The 17000-nt window shown below is 60.5% G+C and carries 23 protein-coding genes; 10 read left to right on the top strand and 13 right to left on the bottom strand.

Going from position 1 to position 17000, the window contains the following annotated elements; translation table 11 throughout:
• Positions 1 to 112: 112 nt before the first annotated feature.
• From aroQ to aat, 4 genes are all read left to right on the top strand, one after another.
• Positions 113 to 550, top strand: a complete 438-nt coding sequence (aroQ, locus tag J3A65_RS07685) for a type II 3-dehydroquinate dehydratase (RefSeq protein ID WP_209903385.1) — start codon at positions 113 to 115, stop codon at positions 548 to 550.
• A 27-nt stretch (positions 551 to 577) separates the two neighbouring features.
• Positions 578 to 1036: an acetyl-CoA carboxylase biotin carboxyl carrier protein gene (gene accB / locus J3A65_RS07680; protein ID WP_113111008.1), complete on the top strand. Its 459-nt coding sequence runs from the start codon at positions 578 to 580 to the stop codon at positions 1034 to 1036.
• 9 nt (positions 1037 to 1045) lie between these two features.
• On the top strand, positions 1046 to 2392 hold the full coding sequence (accC, locus tag J3A65_RS07675) for an acetyl-CoA carboxylase biotin carboxylase subunit (protein ID WP_062580065.1): 1347 nt from the start codon (positions 1046 to 1048) through the stop codon (positions 2390 to 2392).
• Positions 2393 to 2497: 105 nt separating this feature from the next.
• Positions 2498 to 3115 (top strand): leucyl/phenylalanyl-tRNA--protein transferase, encoded by a 618-nt coding sequence (aat, locus tag J3A65_RS07670; RefSeq protein ID WP_062453189.1) that lies wholly within the window; start codon positions 2498 to 2500, stop codon positions 3113 to 3115.
• A 21-nt stretch (positions 3116 to 3136) separates the two neighbouring features.
• Here aat and J3A65_RS07665 read toward each other — a convergent pair whose 3' ends face one another.
• The 5 genes from J3A65_RS07665 to gatB form a co-directional block, all read right to left on the bottom strand.
• The gene (locus J3A65_RS07665; protein ID WP_062453190.1) at positions 3137 to 3568 is read right to left on the bottom strand and encodes a DUF2155 domain-containing protein; all 432 of its coding nucleotides are present in this window, start codon (positions 3566 to 3568) and stop codon (positions 3137 to 3139) included.
• Between the two features lie 86 nt (positions 3569 to 3654).
• Positions 3655 to 4053 (bottom strand): NADH:ubiquinone oxidoreductase subunit NDUFA12, encoded by a 399-nt coding sequence (locus J3A65_RS07660; protein WP_062454718.1) that lies wholly within the window; start codon positions 4051 to 4053, stop codon positions 3655 to 3657.
• A 102-nt stretch (positions 4054 to 4155) separates the two neighbouring features.
• Positions 4156 to 4617: a GNAT family N-acetyltransferase gene (locus tag J3A65_RS07655; protein ID WP_062453191.1), complete on the bottom strand. Its 462-nt coding sequence runs from the start codon at positions 4615 to 4617 to the stop codon at positions 4156 to 4158.
• Between the two features lie 25 nt (positions 4618 to 4642).
• Positions 4643 to 5149 (bottom strand): GNAT family N-acetyltransferase, encoded by a 507-nt coding sequence (locus tag J3A65_RS07650; protein ID WP_209900609.1) that lies wholly within the window; start codon positions 5147 to 5149, stop codon positions 4643 to 4645.
• A 4-nt stretch (positions 5150 to 5153) separates the two neighbouring features.
• Entirely contained in the window at positions 5154 to 6656 is a 1503-nt protein-coding gene (gene gatB / locus J3A65_RS07645; RefSeq protein WP_062453193.1) for an Asp-tRNA(Asn)/Glu-tRNA(Gln) amidotransferase subunit GatB, read from the bottom strand.
• A 145-nt stretch (positions 6657 to 6801) separates the two neighbouring features.
• Here gatB and J3A65_RS07640 point away from each other — a divergent pair, with 145 nt between their 5' ends.
• Complete coding sequence (locus J3A65_RS07640; protein WP_113111014.1) at positions 6802 to 7125, top strand: DUF1294 domain-containing protein; 324 nt, start codon at positions 6802 to 6804, stop codon at positions 7123 to 7125.
• Here J3A65_RS07640 and J3A65_RS07635 read toward each other — a convergent pair.
• From J3A65_RS07635 to J3A65_RS07620, 4 genes are all read right to left on the bottom strand, one after another.
• Complete coding sequence (locus J3A65_RS07635; protein ID WP_209900606.1) at positions 7122 to 7631, bottom strand: GNAT family N-acetyltransferase; 510 nt, start codon at positions 7629 to 7631, stop codon at positions 7122 to 7124. The genes J3A65_RS07640 and J3A65_RS07635 overlap by 4 nt on opposite strands.
• 92 nt (positions 7632 to 7723) lie before the next feature.
• Entirely contained in the window at positions 7724 to 9205 is a 1482-nt protein-coding gene (gatA, locus tag J3A65_RS07630; protein ID WP_174196001.1) for an Asp-tRNA(Asn)/Glu-tRNA(Gln) amidotransferase subunit GatA, read from the bottom strand.
• 57 nt (positions 9206 to 9262) lie between these two features.
• Positions 9263 to 9550: an Asp-tRNA(Asn)/Glu-tRNA(Gln) amidotransferase subunit GatC gene (gene gatC, locus J3A65_RS07625; RefSeq protein ID WP_209900604.1), complete on the bottom strand. Its 288-nt coding sequence runs from the start codon at positions 9548 to 9550 to the stop codon at positions 9263 to 9265.
• Positions 9551 to 9655: 105 nt separating this feature from the next.
• Complete coding sequence (locus tag J3A65_RS07620; RefSeq protein WP_062453198.1) at positions 9656 to 10360, bottom strand: metal-dependent hydrolase; 705 nt, start codon at positions 10358 to 10360, stop codon at positions 9656 to 9658.
• A gap of 330 nt (positions 10361 to 10690) precedes the next feature.
• Between J3A65_RS07620 and J3A65_RS07615 the strand changes: the two genes are divergently transcribed.
• Together J3A65_RS07615 and ruvX are read left to right on the top strand one after the other, a co-directional pair.
• Positions 10691 to 10990, top strand: a complete 300-nt coding sequence (locus J3A65_RS07615) for an alkylphosphonate utilization protein (RefSeq protein ID WP_209900602.1) — start codon at positions 10691 to 10693, stop codon at positions 10988 to 10990.
• 9 nt (positions 10991 to 10999) lie between these two features.
• Positions 11000 to 11494, top strand: a complete 495-nt coding sequence (gene ruvX, locus J3A65_RS07610; RefSeq protein ID WP_209900600.1) for a Holliday junction resolvase RuvX — start codon at positions 11000 to 11002, stop codon at positions 11492 to 11494.
• Here the strand turns inward: ruvX and J3A65_RS07605 are convergent.
• Positions 11431 to 11763, bottom strand: coding sequence for a DUF6105 family protein (locus J3A65_RS07605; RefSeq protein ID WP_062453201.1), 333 nt, complete (start codon positions 11761 to 11763; stop codon positions 11431 to 11433). The genes ruvX and J3A65_RS07605 overlap by 64 nt on opposite strands.
• Positions 11760 to 11891 (bottom strand): hypothetical protein, encoded by a 132-nt coding sequence (locus tag J3A65_RS23465; protein ID WP_256413734.1) that lies wholly within the window; start codon positions 11889 to 11891, stop codon positions 11760 to 11762. The genes J3A65_RS07605 and J3A65_RS23465 overlap by 4 nt, the downstream gene beginning before the upstream one ends.
• On the opposite strand from J3A65_RS23465, the gene J3A65_RS07595 reads away from it, so the two are divergent.
• Entirely contained in the window at positions 11890 to 12027 is a 138-nt protein-coding gene (locus J3A65_RS07595; protein WP_209903673.1) for a hypothetical protein, read from the top strand. The two genes, J3A65_RS23465 and J3A65_RS07595, sit on opposite strands and share 2 nt — an antisense overlap.
• A 34-nt stretch (positions 12028 to 12061) precedes the next feature.
• Here the strand turns inward: J3A65_RS07595 and J3A65_RS07590 are convergent, their stop codons facing one another.
• Together J3A65_RS07590 and J3A65_RS07585 are read right to left on the bottom strand one after the other, a co-directional pair.
• Positions 12062 to 12718, bottom strand: a complete 657-nt coding sequence (locus J3A65_RS07590) for a TetR/AcrR family transcriptional regulator (protein WP_092662014.1) — start codon at positions 12716 to 12718, stop codon at positions 12062 to 12064.
• 162 nt (positions 12719 to 12880) lie between these two features.
• A complete protein-coding gene (locus J3A65_RS07585) occupies positions 12881 to 14533 on the bottom strand; it encodes an acyl-CoA dehydrogenase family protein (RefSeq protein ID WP_062453204.1) in 1653 nt (550 codons plus the stop codon).
• A 191-nt stretch (positions 14534 to 14724) separates the two neighbouring features.
• Here J3A65_RS07585 and J3A65_RS07580 point away from each other — a divergent pair, with 191 nt between their 5' ends.
• Together J3A65_RS07580 and J3A65_RS07575 are read left to right on the top strand one after the other, a co-directional pair.
• Positions 14725 to 15663: an aspartate carbamoyltransferase catalytic subunit gene (locus J3A65_RS07580; RefSeq protein WP_062453206.1), complete on the top strand. Its 939-nt coding sequence runs from the start codon at positions 14725 to 14727 to the stop codon at positions 15661 to 15663.
• Positions 15664 to 15671: 8 nt separating this feature from the next.
• Positions 15672 to 16964 (top strand): dihydroorotase, encoded by a 1293-nt coding sequence (locus J3A65_RS07575; protein ID WP_209903383.1) that lies wholly within the window; start codon positions 15672 to 15674, stop codon positions 16962 to 16964.
• The last annotated feature ends 36 nt before the right edge of the window (positions 16965 to 17000 follow it).

The following is a 17000-nucleotide window of genomic DNA, read 5'->3' as shown; positions in this document are numbered from 1 at the left end:
TGCCCGTTCGCCGGTGGATGCATGGCGTTTAGGCGCGTCAGGGGCTTTCCCTTGCCGTCCCAGCGGTTTATACGTGGCCGCTGAATTCTGGGTGGAACAAATAGTTATCTCGATGAGCAAACCGATTTTCGTCCTCAACGGTCCCAACCTCAACATGTTGGGAAAACGCGAACCTGGCATCTACGGCGGCAAGACCTTGGCCGATGTCGAGCAGGAATGTGCGGCCGTTGCTGACGAACTCGGACTGACTGTCGAGTTTCGCCAGAGCAATCACGAGGGCGTCCTCATTGATTGGATACATGAAGCCGGCGAGCGGGCTTCTGGTGTCGCCATCAATGCCGGCGCCTTCACCCATACCTCGATCGCCCTTCATGATGCGATCAAGGCCATTTCCGTACCGGTGGTGGAACTTCATATCTCGAATGTGCATGCGCGGGAGGAATTCCGCCACCATTCCATGATTGCACCGGCCTGCAAGGGCATCATCTGCGGGTTCGGCACGCAGAGTTACGTGCTCGCGCTGCACGCCTTGAAGTCCACCATCGCCTGACAACATAACAAAACAGTAGGGTTTGCCATGTCTGAGAAGAAAGCCGGTATCGACAAGGGACTGATCCGCGATCTCGCGAACATCCTCAACGACACCGATCTCACCGAGATCGAAGTCGAACAGGACGACCTGCGCATCCGTGTTTCGCGCGCAGGCACCCCCCAGTACGTTCAGGCTCCGATTGCAGCCGCTCCGGCGCTTGCCGCCGCTCCTGCCGCAGCAGCACCCGTTGCCGCCGCCGGCCCGGACCTCAAGAACGCGCTCACCGCTCCGATGGTCGGCACTGTCTACCTTGCACCTGCTCCCGGTTCGCGCAACTTCGTTGAAGTCGGCGCAACGGTGAAGGAAGGCCAGACCCTCGTCATCATCGAAGCAATGAAGACGATGAACCAGATCCCCTCGCCGAAGTCCGGCAAGGTTACGGAAATCCTGGTCACAGACGGGCAGCCTGTCGAATATGGCCAGCCGCTCGTTATCATCGAGTAAGGCGATCTCATGATCTCGAAAATCCTCATAGCCAACCGCGGCGAGATTGCACTTCGCGTCCTGCGCGCCTGCAAGGAACTCGGCATCGCGACCGTCGCCGTTCACTCGACGGCCGATTCGGATGCGATGCATGTGCGCCTCGCCGACGAGAGCGTCTGCATCGGCCCGCCGCCTTCGCGTGACAGCTATCTGAACATCCACCAAATTGTTGCCGCCTGCGAGATCACCGGTGCCGACGCCGTTCATCCCGGTTACGGCTTCCTGTCCGAGAACGCCAAGTTCGCAGACATTCTGGAAGCACACGGCATCACCTTCATTGGACCGACCGCCGAGCACATCCGCCTGATGGGCGACAAGATCACTGCCAAGAAGACAGCAGTGGAGCTTGGCATTCCGGTCGTTCCCGGTTCGCCCGGCGAAGTTCTGCCTGAGAACGCGCTCGAAATTGCCCGCGAAATCGGTTTCCCGGTGCTGATCAAGGCGACCGCCGGCGGCGGTGGCCGCGGCATGAAGGTGGCAAAGACCGAGGCCGAGCTCGAGGAGGCCGTGTCCACGGCCCGTTCCGAAGCGCTCGCAGCTTTCGGCAACGATGCCGTCTACATGGAAAAGTATCTCGGCAAGCCGCGGCATATCGAGATCCAGGTCGTCGGTGATGGCGAAGGCAATGCCATTCATCTGGGTGAACGCGACTGCTCGCTGCAGCGCCGCCACCAGAAGGTCTGGGAAGAAGCCAATTCGCCGGCCCTCGATGTCGAACAGCGCATGAAGATCGGCCAGATCTGCGCCGACGCCATGAAGAAGATGAAGTATCGCGGCGCCGGTACGGTCGAATTCCTCTACGAAAACGGCGAGTTCTATTTCATCGAAATGAACACCCGTCTTCAGGTCGAGCATCCGATCACCGAAGCGATCACCAATATCGACCTGGTGCACGAGCAGATCCGTGTTGCCTCCGGAAACGGCCTGTCCGTGACCCAGGAAGAGATCCAGTTCCAGGGCCATGCGATCGAGTGCCGCATCAATGCCGAGGATCCACGGACCTTCGTTCCGTCGCCCGGCACGATCACGCATTTCCATGCTCCCGGCGGTCTCGGCGTTCGCGTCGATTCGGGTGCCTATGCCGGCTACAAGATCCCGCCTTACTACGACAGCCTTATCGGCAAGCTCATCGTGCACGGACGCACCCGCGCCGAATGCATGATGCGCCTTCGCCGCGTGCTGGACGAGTTCGTCGTGGATGGTATCAAGACCACGCTTCCCCTCTTCCAGGAACTGGTGGACAATCCGGATATCTTGAGCGGCAACTACGATATTCACTGGCTGGAGAACCATCTGGCCGGCGACAAGTCTCACTAGACGCTACCTACCGGATCCACACGATCCGTTAGCGGTTCATAAGATGCTGTCGACCATTCCGCGCCAGATGAGGCGCGGAATGCGATGGCCGGATCAAGGAGACCGATGGCAGGGCGTCGTGGCAAATATTACCCGGCAATAACCCCGGAAATTCTGTTGCGAGCCTATTCCATCGGGCTTTTCCCGATGGCGGAAGCCGCCGATGATCCGGAGATATTCTGGGTCGATCCCGAGATGCGGGGTATCCTGCCGCTCGACGCTTTTCACGTCTCCAAGAGCCTGCAGAAAACGGTCCGCAAAAAACCCTTCGACATCCGTTTCGACACCGACTTTGAGGGCGTCATCGCGCTTTGCGCGCAACCGGCCGATGACCGGCCGAGCACCTGGATCAACGAGACGATCCGCAAGCTCTATCGCGAACTCCACCACATGGGCCATGCCCATAGCGTCGAGGCTTATGACGGCGATGAACTCGTCGGCGGGCTTTACGGCGTTTCGCTTGGCGCTGCTTTCTTCGGCGAGAGCATGTTTTCGCGCCGAACCGACGCGTCCAAGATCTGCCTCGTGCATCTGGTGGAACGGATGAAGGCCAAGGGGTTCGAGCTGCTCGATACGCAGTTCACGACAGAACACCTGAAGACCTTCGGGGCGATCGACGTTCCGAAGGATGACTATCTCAAGCTGCTGCATGCGGCAGTCAACTCGCCGCATCTCGAATTTTGATCTGTCCGGAAATCGTTGATTTCAATTGGTCGCGCGGGCGGGTGCCGGCACGTCGGAAGTCTGCTTGCAGCCTGTCAGCCAGACGTCATAGATTGGGTGCTCGACGGCGTTGAGGCCGGGGCTGTCCGCAAACATCCAACCGGTGAAGATGCGGCGGATCTTGCGGTCGAGTGTGATCTCGTCGACTTCGATAAACCCGTCGATCTTTTGGGCTTCCGTTTCGTCTCGGGAATAGCAGACCTTCGGCGTCACCTGAAGCGCGCCATACTGCACCGTCTCGTTGAGATAGACGTCGAATGTGGTGATGCGGCCGGTGATCTTGTCGATGCCGTTGAAGACGGCAACCGGATTTTCGATCCGCGCAGCCGAGGCATTTCCCCCTGTCAGAACCGAGACGACGGCCAGAAAGACGCCAATCGATCGTGTGCGTGGGGAAAGCTTGGTACGTGTCATTATTGGTCCCGTCTCGAAAAGGCGTCCTTGGAATGCCCGATCGAGGACTAGTTGTGGAATATGGCCAAAACAGGTGCCAGTCAGGCTCAGTTGCCGGGCGTCCAGGCGTCATAGTCGCCGGTGACGCGAGGACGTTCACCATTGGCCGACAGAGAACCCTGAGGCCGGTATGCAAGCGGCGATCCGGTGAGGTTCGGCTTGTGCGACTTCTGCCATTCGCGCGCCTTGTAATCCTCCTGCGACGGAGGCGTATCGGTGCGGTAATGCATCCAGCCGTGCCAGCCTGGCGGGATCGCGGAGGCTTCGGCGTAATCCTTGTAGATCACCCAGCGCTTCGGCTTACCCCAGGAGGTCATCGGGCCTTCGAAATAGACGTTGCCCAACTCATCGTCGCCCACCTTCTTGCCATGGCGCCAGGTGAAGAAACGCGTGCCCATGGTTTGGCCGTTCCACCAGGTGAAGATCTGCAGCAGGAGATTTTTCATGGGCTTGTCCATAGGATTGGCAAACAGGTGACCAGTCGAACTGGCTCCACCGCTTATGCCGCCAGACAGCGGTGATGTCCAGCATTTCCGAGATGTAGACCTCTATTTGAACTTCATCTTGAAGCCCGCATGGCTCTTGGCAAAACCCAACCGCTCGTAGAAGCGATGGGCATCCGTGCGCGCCGCATTGGAGGTCAGTTGCACGAGGCGGCAGTCGCGCCGCTTTGCCTCTTCGATCGCGTAACCGATCATCTGCGCGCCGATCCCCTTCCCGCGCATGTCGGGTCTCGTCTGCACGGCTTCGATAATCATCGACAGCGAGCCGCGACCGGTCAGCGTTCGGTTGAACAGGATCTGGAACGTGCCGACAACGTCGCCGTCCCGCTCGGCAACGAAAAGCTGCTCGTTCTGGGAGGCATCGATCATGTTGAAGGCGCGCAGGTAATCGTCGTAGGCGTCTGCATCGGTCGTATCGCCGTGGCCACCGACATCGTCGGAAGCAAACATTGCGATCAGTTGGGAGAGGTCCGATTCGCGAGCCCTGCGAATGATGATGCCGTCCATGTCACCCTCCCCTGATCCGAGCCGTCTAAAGCGACTGGAGCCGCTTTTCCATGATGATCGCCGGCAGGCCGGAGTTCGGCGCGCCCCATTCCTCCATGCGGTCGACTTCGGCAAAGCCAAGCCGCTGGTAGAAGGAGGCGGCACGCACATTCGGCAGCGACACCTCGACCCGCATGATTTCCGCATCCGGGAAGCAGGTCTCGATTTCGGCAAACAGATCCCGACCGATGCCGTCATTCTGGCAGGCGGGCGCGACGTAGAGCTGATGCAGCATCACCGTCTTTGCCATCTTGGGATAGACGGCGGCGTAAGCGATGCCGCCGATCTTGCTTCCATCGTCGGCGACGAGAAACTCGCCGTCCTTCTTGATCAGCCGCGTGCGGATGGCGACCGGCGAATGCCAGTTGCGCACCATCTTCTCGACGGCGTCTGAACCGTAGAACGGGTCGTAGGACTGATGAAACGTCTCGGCGAGAAGGACGCGGATCTTCTCCACGTCCTCGTCGCCCGCTGTGCGAATGAAGTAGACCAACAGGTTAGTCCTCGATGCCCAGCTTGGCCTTGACCAGAGCCTGGACGGCCTGTGGATTAGCCTTGCCGCCGGTCGACTTCATCACCTGTCCCACGAACCAGCCGGCAAGCGTCGGCTTGGCCAGAACCTTGGCGACCTGATCGGGATTGGCGGCGATGATGTCGTCCACCGCTTTTTCGATGGCGCCGGTATCGGTGACCTGCTTCATACCGCGGCTCTCGACGATGTCAGCCGGGTCACCGCCTTCGGAAAAGACGATCTCGAACAGATCCTTGGCGATCTTGCCGGAGATGACTTCCGACTTGATCAGATCGATGATGCCACCAAGCTGGGCGGGAGAAACCGGAGTCTCTTCAATGCCTTTGCCCGCTTTGTTCAAGGCGCCCAGCAAGTCGTTGATGACCCAATTGGCCGCCATCTTGCCGTCGCGGCCCTCAGCCACGGCTTCGTAATAATCGGCGATTGCCTTCTCAGACACCAGAACCGAGGCGTCGTAGATCGAAAGGCCAAGTTCAGCCACGAAGCGAGCCTTCTTGTCGTCAGGCAGCTCGGGCAGGTCCTTGGCAAGCTCTGCCACGAACGCGTCGTCAAAGACGAGCGGAAGCAGGTCCGGATCCGGGAAATAGCGATAGTCATGCGCGTCTTCCTTGGAGCGCATCGACCGCGTTTCGCCCTTGCCCGGATCAAACAGGCGGGTCTCCTGATCGATCGAGCCGCCGTCCTCGAGGATGGCGATCTGGCGACGGGCTTCGTATTCGATCGACTGGCCGATGAAGCGGATCGAGTTGACGTTCTTTATTTCGCAGCGCGTGCCGAAACCTTCGCCCGGACGACGCACGGACACGTTGACGTCGGCGCGCATCGAGCCCTCGTCCATGTTGCCGTCGCACGTGCCGAGATAGCGCACGATCGAGCGCAGCTTGGTCATGTAGGCCTTTGCCTCGTCGGACGAACGCATGTCCGGCTTCGACACGATCTCCATCAGAGCGACGCCTGACCGGTTGAGGTCGACATAGGACATGGTCGGATGCTGGTCATGCATCGACTTGCCGGCATCCTGTTCCAGATGCAGGCGCTCGATGCCGATCTCGATATCCTCGAACTGACCCTGACGGTCGGGACCGAGCGAGATGACGATCTGGCCTTCGCCGACGATCGGATCCTTGAACTGCGAGATTTGGTAGCCCTGCGGAAGGTCGGGATAGAAATAGTTCTTGCGGTCGAAGATCGAACGATTGTTGATCTGCGCCTTCAGGCCAAGCCCGGTGCGGACAGCCTGGCGGACGCATTCCTCGTTGATCACGGGCAGCATGCCGGGCATGGCCGCATCGACCAGCGAGACGTTGGCATTGGCAGGCTTGCCGAACTCGGTCGAAGCGCCGGAGAACAGTTTCGAATTGGAGAGAACCTGGGCGTGCACCTCCATGCCGATGATCACTTCCCAATCGCCAGTGGCGCCGGGAATGAAGCGTTTCGGATCGGGCGTGCGGACGTCAACTAGGGTCATCTTATGCTCGTTCGGGCTTAGTTTCGAAGTGCTTTGTGGGTAGAGCAAATGTTGGCGAGGTGCAAGCGTAGGCCAAGGCTTGCCGGGTGAAACATCTGATACCGCCGGGGATGAATCTTAACCGGAGCGCGGTTAGCAAAGCTTCATGACCCTCAACCTTGCGCTGACACTTCTCGTTCTCTGCATCCTCTTCAACGCAGTCGTCTTTTCCATCTACTGGATCGACAAGCGGGCCGCCAGGAATGGACGCTGGCGGGTCAGCGAAACCACGCTCCTCCTGCTTGCATTTGCCGGCGGAAGTCTGGGCGCCGTGGCGGCTCAGCGCATGTTGCGTCACAAGACGCACAAGGAGCCGTTCAGGACCATCCTTGCCGCCATCGTCACGCTACATGTCTGCGTGAGTATCGTGCTGATCCTTGCGGTGTCCGGAATGCTCGCATCGATCTGGACGCTGCTCGTCGGCGTTTAAAAATTCGGCCCGTAGGTGCCCGGATCGTCGGATACGAGTTGCTTCGACAGTCCGATGGACTGGATATCGCGATCGATCTTCGGCTGGTAGGCGCTCGAAAGCCAATGGACGCTGTATCCCTGCTTTTCGAAGAAACCGACTGCCCCGTCGTTCTGCGCATGGGTCTCGACCCGCGCCTTGTCGAACCCGCGACGAACGATATCGGCCTCGATATCGGCGAGCAGCGCCTTTCCGAGCCCCTGCCCCTCAAACTGCGGCTCGATCCAGAAGTCGGTGATCAGGTCGTCGCGATTCTCACAGGCCGCCCAACCCGCAACCGTGCCGTGCGCCTCGATCACGAAAATCGTCAGCCAGGACGAGGAAACGAAGTCGCGGAATGCGGCAAGCGCACTTTCGCGCATGCTGGACGGATCGCCAACGGCGCCCATCGCTTTTTCCCAGCTGAGCAAGCCGATCTGAACTAGCGCGGCTTCGTCGTCCTGGCGTGCGTTGCGAATGACTGCCATGGAGTCTCCTGTCTCAGGAACAGTAGATCATCGGCGTGCGATTCGGGCTAGAACCGCACTGGGTTGGCAGATGCCGGACAGCCGACCTGCCGCTACCACCATTTCGCAGGCGTGAACTTGCCTGCCGCCTGTTCGATCACGTGCGCTGTGCGGAACAGGGTTTCCTCGTCGAACGGCTTACCGATCAGCTGCAGGCCAAGCGGCAGGCCCTTCTTGTCGAGACCGGCCGGTACGGCGATGCCGGGAAGGCCTGCCATGTTGACCGTCACGGTGAAGATGTCGTTCAGGTACATCGCGACCGGATCGGCAGCGAGTGCCTCGTCGGCAATGCCGAAGGCAGACGACGGTGTCGCTGGTGTCAGGATGGCGTCGACACCGGCATGGAAGCAGAGTTCGAAATCGCGCTTGATCAGCGTGCGGACTTTTTGCGCCTGCAGGTAGTAGGCGTCGTAATAGCCGGCCGAAAGAACGTAGGTGCCGATCATGATGCGGCGCTTGACCTCAGTACCGAAGCCGGCAGCACGGGTCTTCTCGTACATGTCGGAAATGTCCTTGCCGTCGACGCGCAGGCCGTAGCGAACGCCGTCATAGCGGGCAAGGTTGGACGAGGCTTCAGCGGGCGCCACGATGTAATAGGCAGGCAGCGCGTATTTCGTGTGCGGCAGCGAGATATCGACGATCTCGGCACCGGCATCCTTCAGGAAGGCAATGCCCTTCTGCCACAGGGCCTCGATGTCTTCAGGCATGCCGTCGACGCGATATTCCTTCGGAATGCCGATCTTCATGCCCTTGACCGACTGGCCGAGCGCCTTCTCGTAATCCGGAATAGGCAGATCGACCGAGGTCGTGTCCTTGCGGTCGACGCTTGCCATCGACTTCAGCATGATCGCGGCATCACGCACGTCGCGTGCAATGGGGCCGGCCTGATCGAGCGAAGATGCGAACGCGACAGTGCCCCAGCGCGAGCAGCGGCCATAGGTGGGCTTGATGCCGACGGTGCCGGTAAAGGCGGCCGGCTGGCGGATCGAGCCGCCGGTATCGGTCGCGGTCGCACCGGCGCAAAGATGCGCGGCGACGGCAGCGGCTGAACCGCCCGAGGAGCCGCCCGGAACCAGCTGAGTGTTCGAGCCTTCGGCTTTCCAGGGATTGACCACCGGTCCGTAATGCGAGGTCTCGTTGGAGGAGCCCATGGCGAACTCGTCCATGTTGAGCTTGCCAAGCATGACGGCGCCGTCATCCCACAGGTTCTGAGTGACGGTCGATTCGTATTCGGGCTTGAACCCGTCGAGTATATGGCTGCAGGCCTGGGTGTGGACGCCCTTGGTGGCAAACAGATCCTTGATGCCGAGCGGAATACCTTCCAGCGCCCCGACTTGACCCGAAGCGCGACGGGCATCGGATGCCCCGGCCATCTCCAGCGCCATCTCGGGCGTGACGGTGATGTAGGCGTTCAGGACGGAATTTGCAGCGTCGATGGCGCCCAGATATGCGTTGGTCAGGTCGACGGAGGTGAATTCCTTCGATGCCAGTTTGTCGCGGGCTTCGGCAATGGTCAGGCTGGTCAGGTCGGTCATGATTTTTCGTGCTCTCGAAAGGCTAAAACGGGTCGGCGGCGCTTGGGCTAAAGCGGCTTATTCAACGACCTTCGGCACCATGAAGAAATTGCGGTCGGTTGCCGGCGCGTTGGCGACGATCTCGTCTGCCTTGTTGCCGTCGGTGACGACGTCGGCGCGCAACCGCATTTCCATCGGCATCACCGAGGTCATAGGCTCGACGCCGGAGACGTCCACTTCCGAGAGTTGCTCGACGAAATCGATGATACCGTTCAATTCGCCAACCATGCGATTGGCCTCATCCTCCGTAACCGCAATACGGGCGAGGCGCGCGACGCGCTTGACGGTGGCGAGATCGACGGACATGGCAGGGCTCCGGTGGTAAAATTCACCTTCGCTATAATGGCCATGCCCGTCCTTCGCAACAGGCAGGGCGCCGGTTTCCTGGCGCGCCTTAACTGAAATGCCCGTTCAGCAGGTCAGCGTCACGCCGACGCCCGGCACCTCGACGGCGGTGCGGCTGCCTTCCATGCCCTTGACGAACTTATCGGGTGTCTGCTCGATCATCGGGAACGTGCCGTAGTGGCAGGGAATGGCGTGCTTGAAATCGAAGAAGCGCTGGCAGGCAACGGCTGCGACAGCACCGCCCATGGTGAAGCGGTCGCCGATCGGCACGATGCCGATATCCGGCTGGTGCAACTCGTTGATGAGTCCCATGTCGGTAAAGATATCCGTATCACCCATGTGCAGAACCGACATCTCGTCGTCGAAATGCAGCATCAGTCCGTTCGCGGAACCGAGCGAGTGGGACACGCCGAGCTCGTCGATCTGGCCGGACGAATGGAGCGCCTGTGTGAAGGTCGCGGTGAAGCCCTCGAAGCCGACTGTGCCGCCGGTATTGCCCATCTCGAGCTTCTCGACGCCTTTTCCACCCAGCCAGGAAGCAAGATCGGCGTTGGCCAGAACGATGGCGCCCTTTTCCTTGGCGATCGCGACCGTATCACCGACATGATCACCATGACCGTGGGTGAGAAGGATATGCGTGACACCTTCGGTCACGTCTTTCAGATCCTGGCCGGCAAAGGTCGGGCTATGAGTCAGGAACGGGTCGATCAGGATCTTTGCCTTTGCCGTTTCGATGCGGAAGGCGGCATGGCCGAGCCAGGTAATTTTCATGGGGAAGTGTCCTTGAGGATGGCAAAAAGAGAGGTGATGACACCAAATCAAAATTCATAGATGGAACTTCGAAAGGGAGGTTTCGAAGCACCGAAAGCGGATGAGACTCTGAACTCAGTTGTCTCACCTCACACCTCATCAAATAACGCGGCGCTTTCACATTTCAAAGGTCTAGGACAATGATTGCGCGAGCAGCGCCCGTATCGGAATTGACACACAGGCGGCGCCACGTTGCCACGGACTTGCCACTGGGTTAAGCGGTCGCATCCCGATATGATCGTCGCATGCTCGCTGCGATTGCGTCACATCCGAACCCCTAAGGAAACCGACATGGCCGACGACGATTATATTTATGACGAGGCTACCGGCGAATGGCTGTCTGCAGCCGATGCGGCTGCGAAGGCTTCCGCTGCATCCGAGGTGCGTGACTCAGCCGGCAATATTCTTGCCGATGGCGATGCGGTCACTCTCATCAAGGATCTCAAGGTGAAGGGTGCCGGTCAGACGCTGAAACAGGCCACCGTCATCCGCTCAATCCGTCTCACCGACAATCCGGAAGAGATCGATTGCCGGCACGATGCGATCAAGGGCCTCGTGCTGCGCACCGAATTTGTGCGCAAGAAAACCTAAGGTCAGCATATGGCAATTCTGACCATAGAAGAACTCGCCGCGACACTTGCGCCCGGCAAGGCTGTTGCAGGGCTCGATCTCGGTACCAAAACCATCGGGCTTGCGATGTCCGATCTCGGCCGGCGGTTTGCCACGCCCCGCACCGTCATCAAGCGCGTCAAATTCACCAAGGATGCCGAGGTTCTGCTGGCGTTTGCGGAGAAGGAGAAGGTCTCGGCCTTCATTCTGGGCATGCCGATGAACATGGATGGTTCGGCCGGGCCACGCGCCCAGGCAACCCGCGCCTTTGTGCGGGCGATGTCGGACAAGACTGCCATTCCTTTCGTCTTCTGGGACGAGAGACTATCGACGGTCGCGGCCGAACGGGCACTTCTGGAGATGGACGTGTCGCGGGCCAAGCGCGCCGAACGCATCGATTCGGCGGCCGCGAGCTTTATTCTTCAGGGTGCCTTGGACAGGCTTTCGTCCCTTGCCAGAGAAACCGGCAACGACGTCCCCACCTGACGGCTACGCCACCAGGCTGCAATCTGCTTGCGCTTGCGGAAGGCGATGATGGCGAAAACGACAAGACTGTCGAATGCGATTGCGCGGGCAACCAGGGGCGGGATGGTTTCGGGCGGAATTCCGAGGACGTCGCCATAGACCTGAAAGACCAGATCATGGGTCTGACGGGTCAGCATGAAGAAGCCGAAGCTCATGTCGTAATAGGAAAGCCCGTACCAGCTGCCCAGCAAAAGCACGGGCCCTGCCCACAAGATCAAGAGCAACTTCATGCGGTTTCGCCTTCTGGTTCCGCTGGAGACAGGTCCAGCGTTACGACCCATCTCGACAGCGCCATCAGGCTGAGGACCAGAGCAGGAATGGCAATGTCGAGCGCCAGCACTGCGAAGATCGTCGTCATGACGATCAGCAATGCGATGCTCGTTGTGGAAGTTGCATTCTTGCCCATGGACGGCCGCGATTTGGTTAAGAAATTATTAACCAGAGATTTAGTCCGCATGGCGAAAGCTGCAATTCAAAACGCCAAACATGGTTAATTTCCAGAGCGTCGCTGTGGAGAACGTCTGCTGCTCAGCCGTAGATGGCGCGAACCAGGCGGCGGACGGAAGACGCTACCTTTTCCCAGTCTTTCTCGGACTTTAACGGTATGCCGGCGAACTGGCCGCTGACGGCAGACGAGACGACCAGATGCTGGATGGCGGCAAACAGGATGGCATTCGTGGTCGCGACATCGACACCCTTCGGGGGTGTGAGCGAGCCGCGCATCTTGTCCAGCCACTTTGAGAGAGCCTTGGTGCGTGATTCGGTCAGACGCCGCACCTGTGGCGTATCCTGCGAGACTTCCCAGGCGACGATCTTGCAGACGAGCGGGTCCTCGCGCAGCGCATCCATGAAATAGATGGCGAGCTTTTCCATCAGGTCGCCGTAGGTCAGAAGAAACATGCCGCCGGTATCTTCGGGAATGCGATCCTTGACCCAGTTGCCGAGATCGGCGCCGATCGCGTCGATGAGGCCGTTCAGCCCGCCGTAATAGCGATAGATCAGCTGCTTGTCGCAGCCGGCGCGCCGTGCGACCGCATTGACGCCGAAGCCTTGAAACCCTTCCTCGGCCAGCAGCGTGCGGGCAGCAATGAAGATCGCCCGCTCCGTGCCGGCCCGGTTCCGCGGACGTATGGCCTGAGCTGATGCAGCACCGGTCTCGGTATTCGTCTCGGCTATCTGAAGCATCGCCCGCCTGTTTCGCAACTCTTTGTTAACCATGGCGATACCCCGCGGTTTCCCGTCATCGCAAGCGGCAGACGACGCCATGCACAGGATAGAAGGCGGAAAACGGTGTAGTTGCCGCAACCGGGCGGGCAGCCTAACGTCTCGTCTGTCGGCGATCGCAGCTTACGTTGCTGGCGGGTAGAGAAGATCGACGATGTAGCGGGCGTCGAAGCGGGCATCGAGCATGCCATAGGTCGAGCGCCAACCGCCGGCGAGACGTGTTTCGAGGAAGGCATCGGCGATCTTGCCGGCACCGAGGCGCGCAAGCTCTGCGGCACCGGCGGCCAGCGCCAGCTGCTCGATCAGAAGCCTCGCAGCGCCCTCGTCGCGTTCGCACAGCGCCATCGCGGCACGCAAGACTTCCACGGTCTTCTTGCCCGATGCGCCGAGATCCCGCTCGAAACCGGCCAGAACCGTATCGAACAGATCGCGGCCTCGCGACAGCACGCGCAAAACGTCGAGCGCCATGACACTGCCCGAGCCTTCCCAGATCGCATTCACCGGCGCCTCGCGGTAATGCCGGGCAATCGGACGCTCCTCGACATAGCCATTGCCGCCCAGGCACTCCATTGCCTCGGCGATCAGCGATGGCGCGATCTTGCAGTTCCAGTATTTGATGACTGGCGTCATGACGCGGGCATAGGCCGCATCGCCGGGGTTGCCGCGGGCGCGATCAAACGCATCGGCCAGCCGGAATGACAGAGCGGTCGCTGCCGCGACATCGAGCGCCATATCGGCGAGCACGCGCGTCATCAGCGGCTGGTCGATCAGGTTCTTGCCGAACACGGCACGACCGCGGGTATGATGGACCGCTTCGGCCAGCGACGCGCGCATCATGCCGGCAGACGCGACAGCACAATCGAGACGGGTCAGCGTCACCATATCGAGGATGGTGCGGATGCCTCCACCGGACTCACCGAGCAGATAGCCGAAGGCATCGGTAAACTCGACTTCGGACGATGCATTGGAGCGGTTGCCCAGCTTGTCCTTCAGCCGCTGGAAGTTCAAGCCATTGGCCGAACCGTCCTCAAGAAGCCGCGGCACGAGGAAACAGCCGATTCCCTCATTTGTCTTTGCCAGCATGATAAAGCCGTCGCTCATCGGCGCCGACATGAACCACTTGTGGCCGGAAAGGCGGTAGATCCCCTCGCCCACACGCTCGGCGGTAGACCGGTTGGCGCGCACGTCGGTGCCGCCCTGCTTTTCGGTCATGCCCATGCCGACCGTGATGGCGGACTTCTGCATGGCCGGCCGATTGGTCGAATCGTATTTGCGCGACAGAACTTTCGGCGCCCATTCCTTGTGGACGCGTGGGGAAGCCATCATCGCCGCAATCGAAGCGCTCGTCATCGTCAGCGGGCACAGATGACCGCATTCCAGCTGGGCGGACAGATAAAAGCGGGTGGCGCGAACCTTGTGTTCGTGGGCGCGCTGCTCCGGAATGGTCTCCCAGATCGACGAGTGCAGGCCGCTCTGCATCGAACGGCGCATCAGGGCATGCCAGGCAGGATGGAACTCGACCGTGTCCTGCCGCTCGCCGCGCGGACCATGGGTGCGCAGTTTCGGCGGATTTTCGTTCGCCATCCGCGCCAGTTCCTGGGCTTCCGGAGAGGTCACGTAATTGCCGAGCTGGTCGTATTCGTCGCGGATCGCGCGGTTCAGATCGCCGGTCAGGTCGACCACAAGGGGATCGGAGCGGTAGGCATTGATCCCCGACCAGGGCTTCGGCTGGTTCAGTTCGCCAAATTTTTCTTCATCGCGCGACATGTCGTTCATGGGCCGGTTCTAGCGGAAGTTAAAGGGCGTGGGAACGGTAGCGCAGAAGGAATTTCAGCGTTCTCAACAAACGGCTTGCGGTTGGGAATCACGGAAACGGGGGAAAACAGCAGTGACATAACCTCCCATCCCGCTTGCGGCCTTTCCCCCCAGACCTTATAGACCGCCGAACGCAAGCGGAGACGCCCCCTATGGTCTTCTTTCCCCACCGCCATCTTCTTGGCATCAAGGGTCTCACCCGGCAGGACATTACGACGCTTCTCGACAAGGCCGACGAGGCCGTGCAGATTTCCCGGCAGCGGGAAAAGAAGACGTCCACGCTTCGGGGCCTCACCCAGATCAATCTCTTCTTCGAAGCCTCGACGCGCACGCAGTCCTCGTTCGAGCTTGCCGGCAAACGGCTTGGCGCCGACGTGATGAACATGTCCGTCAGCAATTCGTCGGTGAAAAAGGGCGAAACGCTGATCGATACGGCGATGACGCTGAATGCCATGCACCCGGACGTGCTGGTTCTCAGGCATTCGTCGGCCGGTGCCGCGGCCCTGCTTGCCCAGAAGGTGACCTGCTCGGTGGTCAATGCCGGCGATGGTCAGCATGAACATCCAACGCAGGCGCTGCTCGACGCTTTGACCATCCGCCGCGCCAAGGGCAAGCTGTCGGGCATCATCGTCGCCATCTGCGGCGACGTTTTGCATTCGCGGGTCGCCCGCTCCAACATCATCCTCTTGAATGCCATGGGCGCCCGCGTCCGGGTCGTCGCGCCATCGACGCTTCTTCCCTCAGGCATCCGCGACATGAGCGTCGAGGTCTTCCACTCGATGGAAGAAGGTTTGCGGGATGCGGATGTGGTGATGATGCTGCGCCTGCAGCGCGAGCGCATGGCCGGCTCCTTCGTGCCGTCGGTGCGCGAATACTTCCACTTCTACGGTCTCGATGCGGAAAAGCTCAAAGTCGCCAAGGGTGATGCGCTGGTCATGCATCCGGGTCCGATGAACCGCGGCGTCGAGATCGCTTCCGATGTCGCCGACGGTCCGCAGAGCGTCATCGAGCAGCAGGTCGAAATGGGCGTCGCCGTCCGCATGGCGGTCATGGAAACGCTCCTGACCTCCAATCAGGGAGAGCGCGCATGAGCACGACCATGTCCAACGGCACCGTTCTCAGGAACCTACGCATCATCGATCCATCGCGCAATCTCGATGAAACCGGCACGATCATCATCGGCGCAGACGGCCGCATCCTCGCGGCCGGAAAGGATGCCCAGAACCAGGGCACACCCGACGGCGCCACGGTGCGCGATTGCCAGGGTCTTGTCGCCACGCCAGGACTTGTCGATGCGCGCGTCTATGTCGGCGAGCCGGGTGCGGAACATCGCGAGACGATCTCATCGGCCAGCCGCGCCGCTGCTGCCGGTGGCGTCACCTCGTTCATCATGATGCCGGATACCGATCCTGTTCTCGACGATATTGCGCTCGTTGAATTCGTGCAGAAGACGGCGCGTGACAAGGCGATCGTCAATGTCCACACTGCCGCAGCGCTCACCAAAGGGCTTGCCGGCAAGGAGATGACCGAGTTCGGCCTGCTGCAGCAAGCCGGTGCCGTGGCCTTTACCAATGGCCGTCACGGCCTGTCCGATTCGCTGCTGCTGCGCCGCGCGATGACCTATGCGCGCGAGTTCGATGCGGTCATCTCGCTCGAACTGCGCGAGAAATATCTTGGCAACGGCGTCATGAACGAGGGCTTGTTCGCCTCCTGGCTCGGCCTGTCGGGCGTGCCGAAGGAAGCGGAGATCATTCCGCTTGAACGCGATCTGCGCATCGCCGGCCTCACCCGCGCCAAATACCACGCGGCAAAAATCTCGGTGGCGGAATCGGCCGAAGCCATGCGGGCTGCCCGCGCACGCGGTGCCAACGTCACCTGCGGCGTGTCGATCAACCATCTGTCGCTCAATGAAAACGACATCGGCGAATACCGCAGCTTCTTCAAGCTGTCGCCGCCGCTGCGTTCCGAAGACGATCGAATCGCCATGGTCGAGGCGCTCGCCGACGGCAGCATCGATATCATCGTGTCCTCGCACGATCCGCAGGACGTCGACACCAAGCGTCTTCCCTTCGCCGATGCCGCCGATGGCGCGATCGGGCTTGAAACCATGCTGTCGGCTGCCCTTCGCCTGCATCACGACGGTCGCGTGCCGCTGATGCGGCTGATTTCTGCGATGTCGACCCGCCCGGCCGAGATCTTCGGTCTCGATGCCGGTACGCTGAGACCGGGCGCAAAGGCCGATATCACGCTGATCGATCTCGACGAGCCTTGGATCGTCGCCAAGGATATGCTTCTGTCGCGCTCGAAAAACACGCCGTTCGAGGACGCGCGCTTTTCCGGCCGGGCCGTCGCGACCTATGTCGGCGGAAAATGCGTCTACAAACTGGGATAGAGATGGGGCGGGCCAACCCCTCGCCTGCTTGCGGGA

Source organism: Rhizobium sp. PvP014, assembly GCF_017876855.1.
In the GTDB taxonomy this organism is placed as follows: domain Bacteria; phylum Pseudomonadota; class Alphaproteobacteria; order Rhizobiales; family Rhizobiaceae; genus Neorhizobium; species Neorhizobium soli.
The sequence above is the reverse complement of the archived record's forward strand: the minus strand, read 5'-3'. Positions and strand labels throughout refer to the sequence as shown.

Coding starts and splice junctions, on each gene's coding strand:
- aroQ (WP_209903385.1), top strand. CDS start 113: ATGAGCAAACCGATTTTCGTCCTCAACGGTCCCAACCTCAACATGTTG.
- accB (WP_113111008.1), top strand. CDS start 578: ATGTCTGAGAAGAAAGCCGGTATCGACAAGGGACTGATCCGCGATCTC.
- accC (WP_062580065.1), top strand. CDS start 1,046: ATGATCTCGAAAATCCTCATAGCCAACCGCGGCGAGATTGCACTTCGC.
- aat (WP_062453189.1), top strand. CDS start 2,498: ATGGCAGGGCGTCGTGGCAAATATTACCCGGCAATAACCCCGGAAATT.
- J3A65_RS07665 (WP_062453190.1), bottom strand. CDS start 3,568: ATGACACGTACCAAGCTTTCCCCACGCACACGATCGATTGGCGTCTTT.
- J3A65_RS07660 (WP_062454718.1), bottom strand. CDS start 4,053: ATGAAAAATCTCCTGCTGCAGATCTTCACCTGGTGGAACGGCCAAACC.
- J3A65_RS07655 (WP_062453191.1), bottom strand. CDS start 4,617: ATGGACGGCATCATCATTCGCAGGGCTCGCGAATCGGACCTCTCCCAA.
- gatB (WP_062453193.1), bottom strand. CDS start 6,656: ATGACCCTAGTTGACGTCCGCACGCCCGATCCGAAACGCTTCATTCCC.
- J3A65_RS07640 (WP_113111014.1), top strand. CDS start 6,802: ATGACCCTCAACCTTGCGCTGACACTTCTCGTTCTCTGCATCCTCTTC.
- J3A65_RS07635 (WP_209900606.1), bottom strand. CDS start 7,631: ATGGCAGTCATTCGCAACGCACGCCAGGACGACGAAGCCGCGCTAGTT.
- gatA (WP_174196001.1), bottom strand. CDS start 9,205: ATGACCGACCTGACCAGCCTGACCATTGCCGAAGCCCGCGACAAACTG.
- gatC (WP_209900604.1), bottom strand. CDS start 9,550: ATGTCCGTCGATCTCGCCACCGTCAAGCGCGTCGCGCGCCTCGCCCGT.
- J3A65_RS07620 (WP_062453198.1), bottom strand. CDS start 10,360: ATGAAAATTACCTGGCTCGGCCATGCCGCCTTCCGCATCGAAACGGCA.
- J3A65_RS07615 (WP_209900602.1), top strand. CDS start 10,691: ATGGCCGACGACGATTATATTTATGACGAGGCTACCGGCGAATGGCTG.
- ruvX (WP_209900600.1), top strand. CDS start 11,000: ATGGCAATTCTGACCATAGAAGAACTCGCCGCGACACTTGCGCCCGGC.
- J3A65_RS07605 (WP_062453201.1), bottom strand. CDS start 11,763: ATGAAGTTGCTCTTGATCTTGTGGGCAGGGCCCGTGCTTTTGCTGGGC.
- J3A65_RS07595 (WP_209903673.1), top strand. CDS start 11,890: ATGACGATCAGCAATGCGATGCTCGTTGTGGAAGTTGCATTCTTGCCC.
- J3A65_RS23465 (WP_256413734.1), bottom strand. CDS start 11,891: ATGACGACGATCTTCGCAGTGCTGGCGCTCGACATTGCCATTCCTGCT.
- J3A65_RS07590 (WP_092662014.1), bottom strand. CDS start 12,718: ATGCTTCAGATAGCCGAGACGAATACCGAGACCGGTGCTGCATCAGCT.
- J3A65_RS07585 (WP_062453204.1), bottom strand. CDS start 14,533: ATGAACGACATGTCGCGCGATGAAGAAAAATTTGGCGAACTGAACCAG.
- J3A65_RS07580 (WP_062453206.1), top strand. CDS start 14,725: ATGGTCTTCTTTCCCCACCGCCATCTTCTTGGCATCAAGGGTCTCACC.
- J3A65_RS07575 (WP_209903383.1), top strand. CDS start 15,672: ATGTCCAACGGCACCGTTCTCAGGAACCTACGCATCATCGATCCATCG.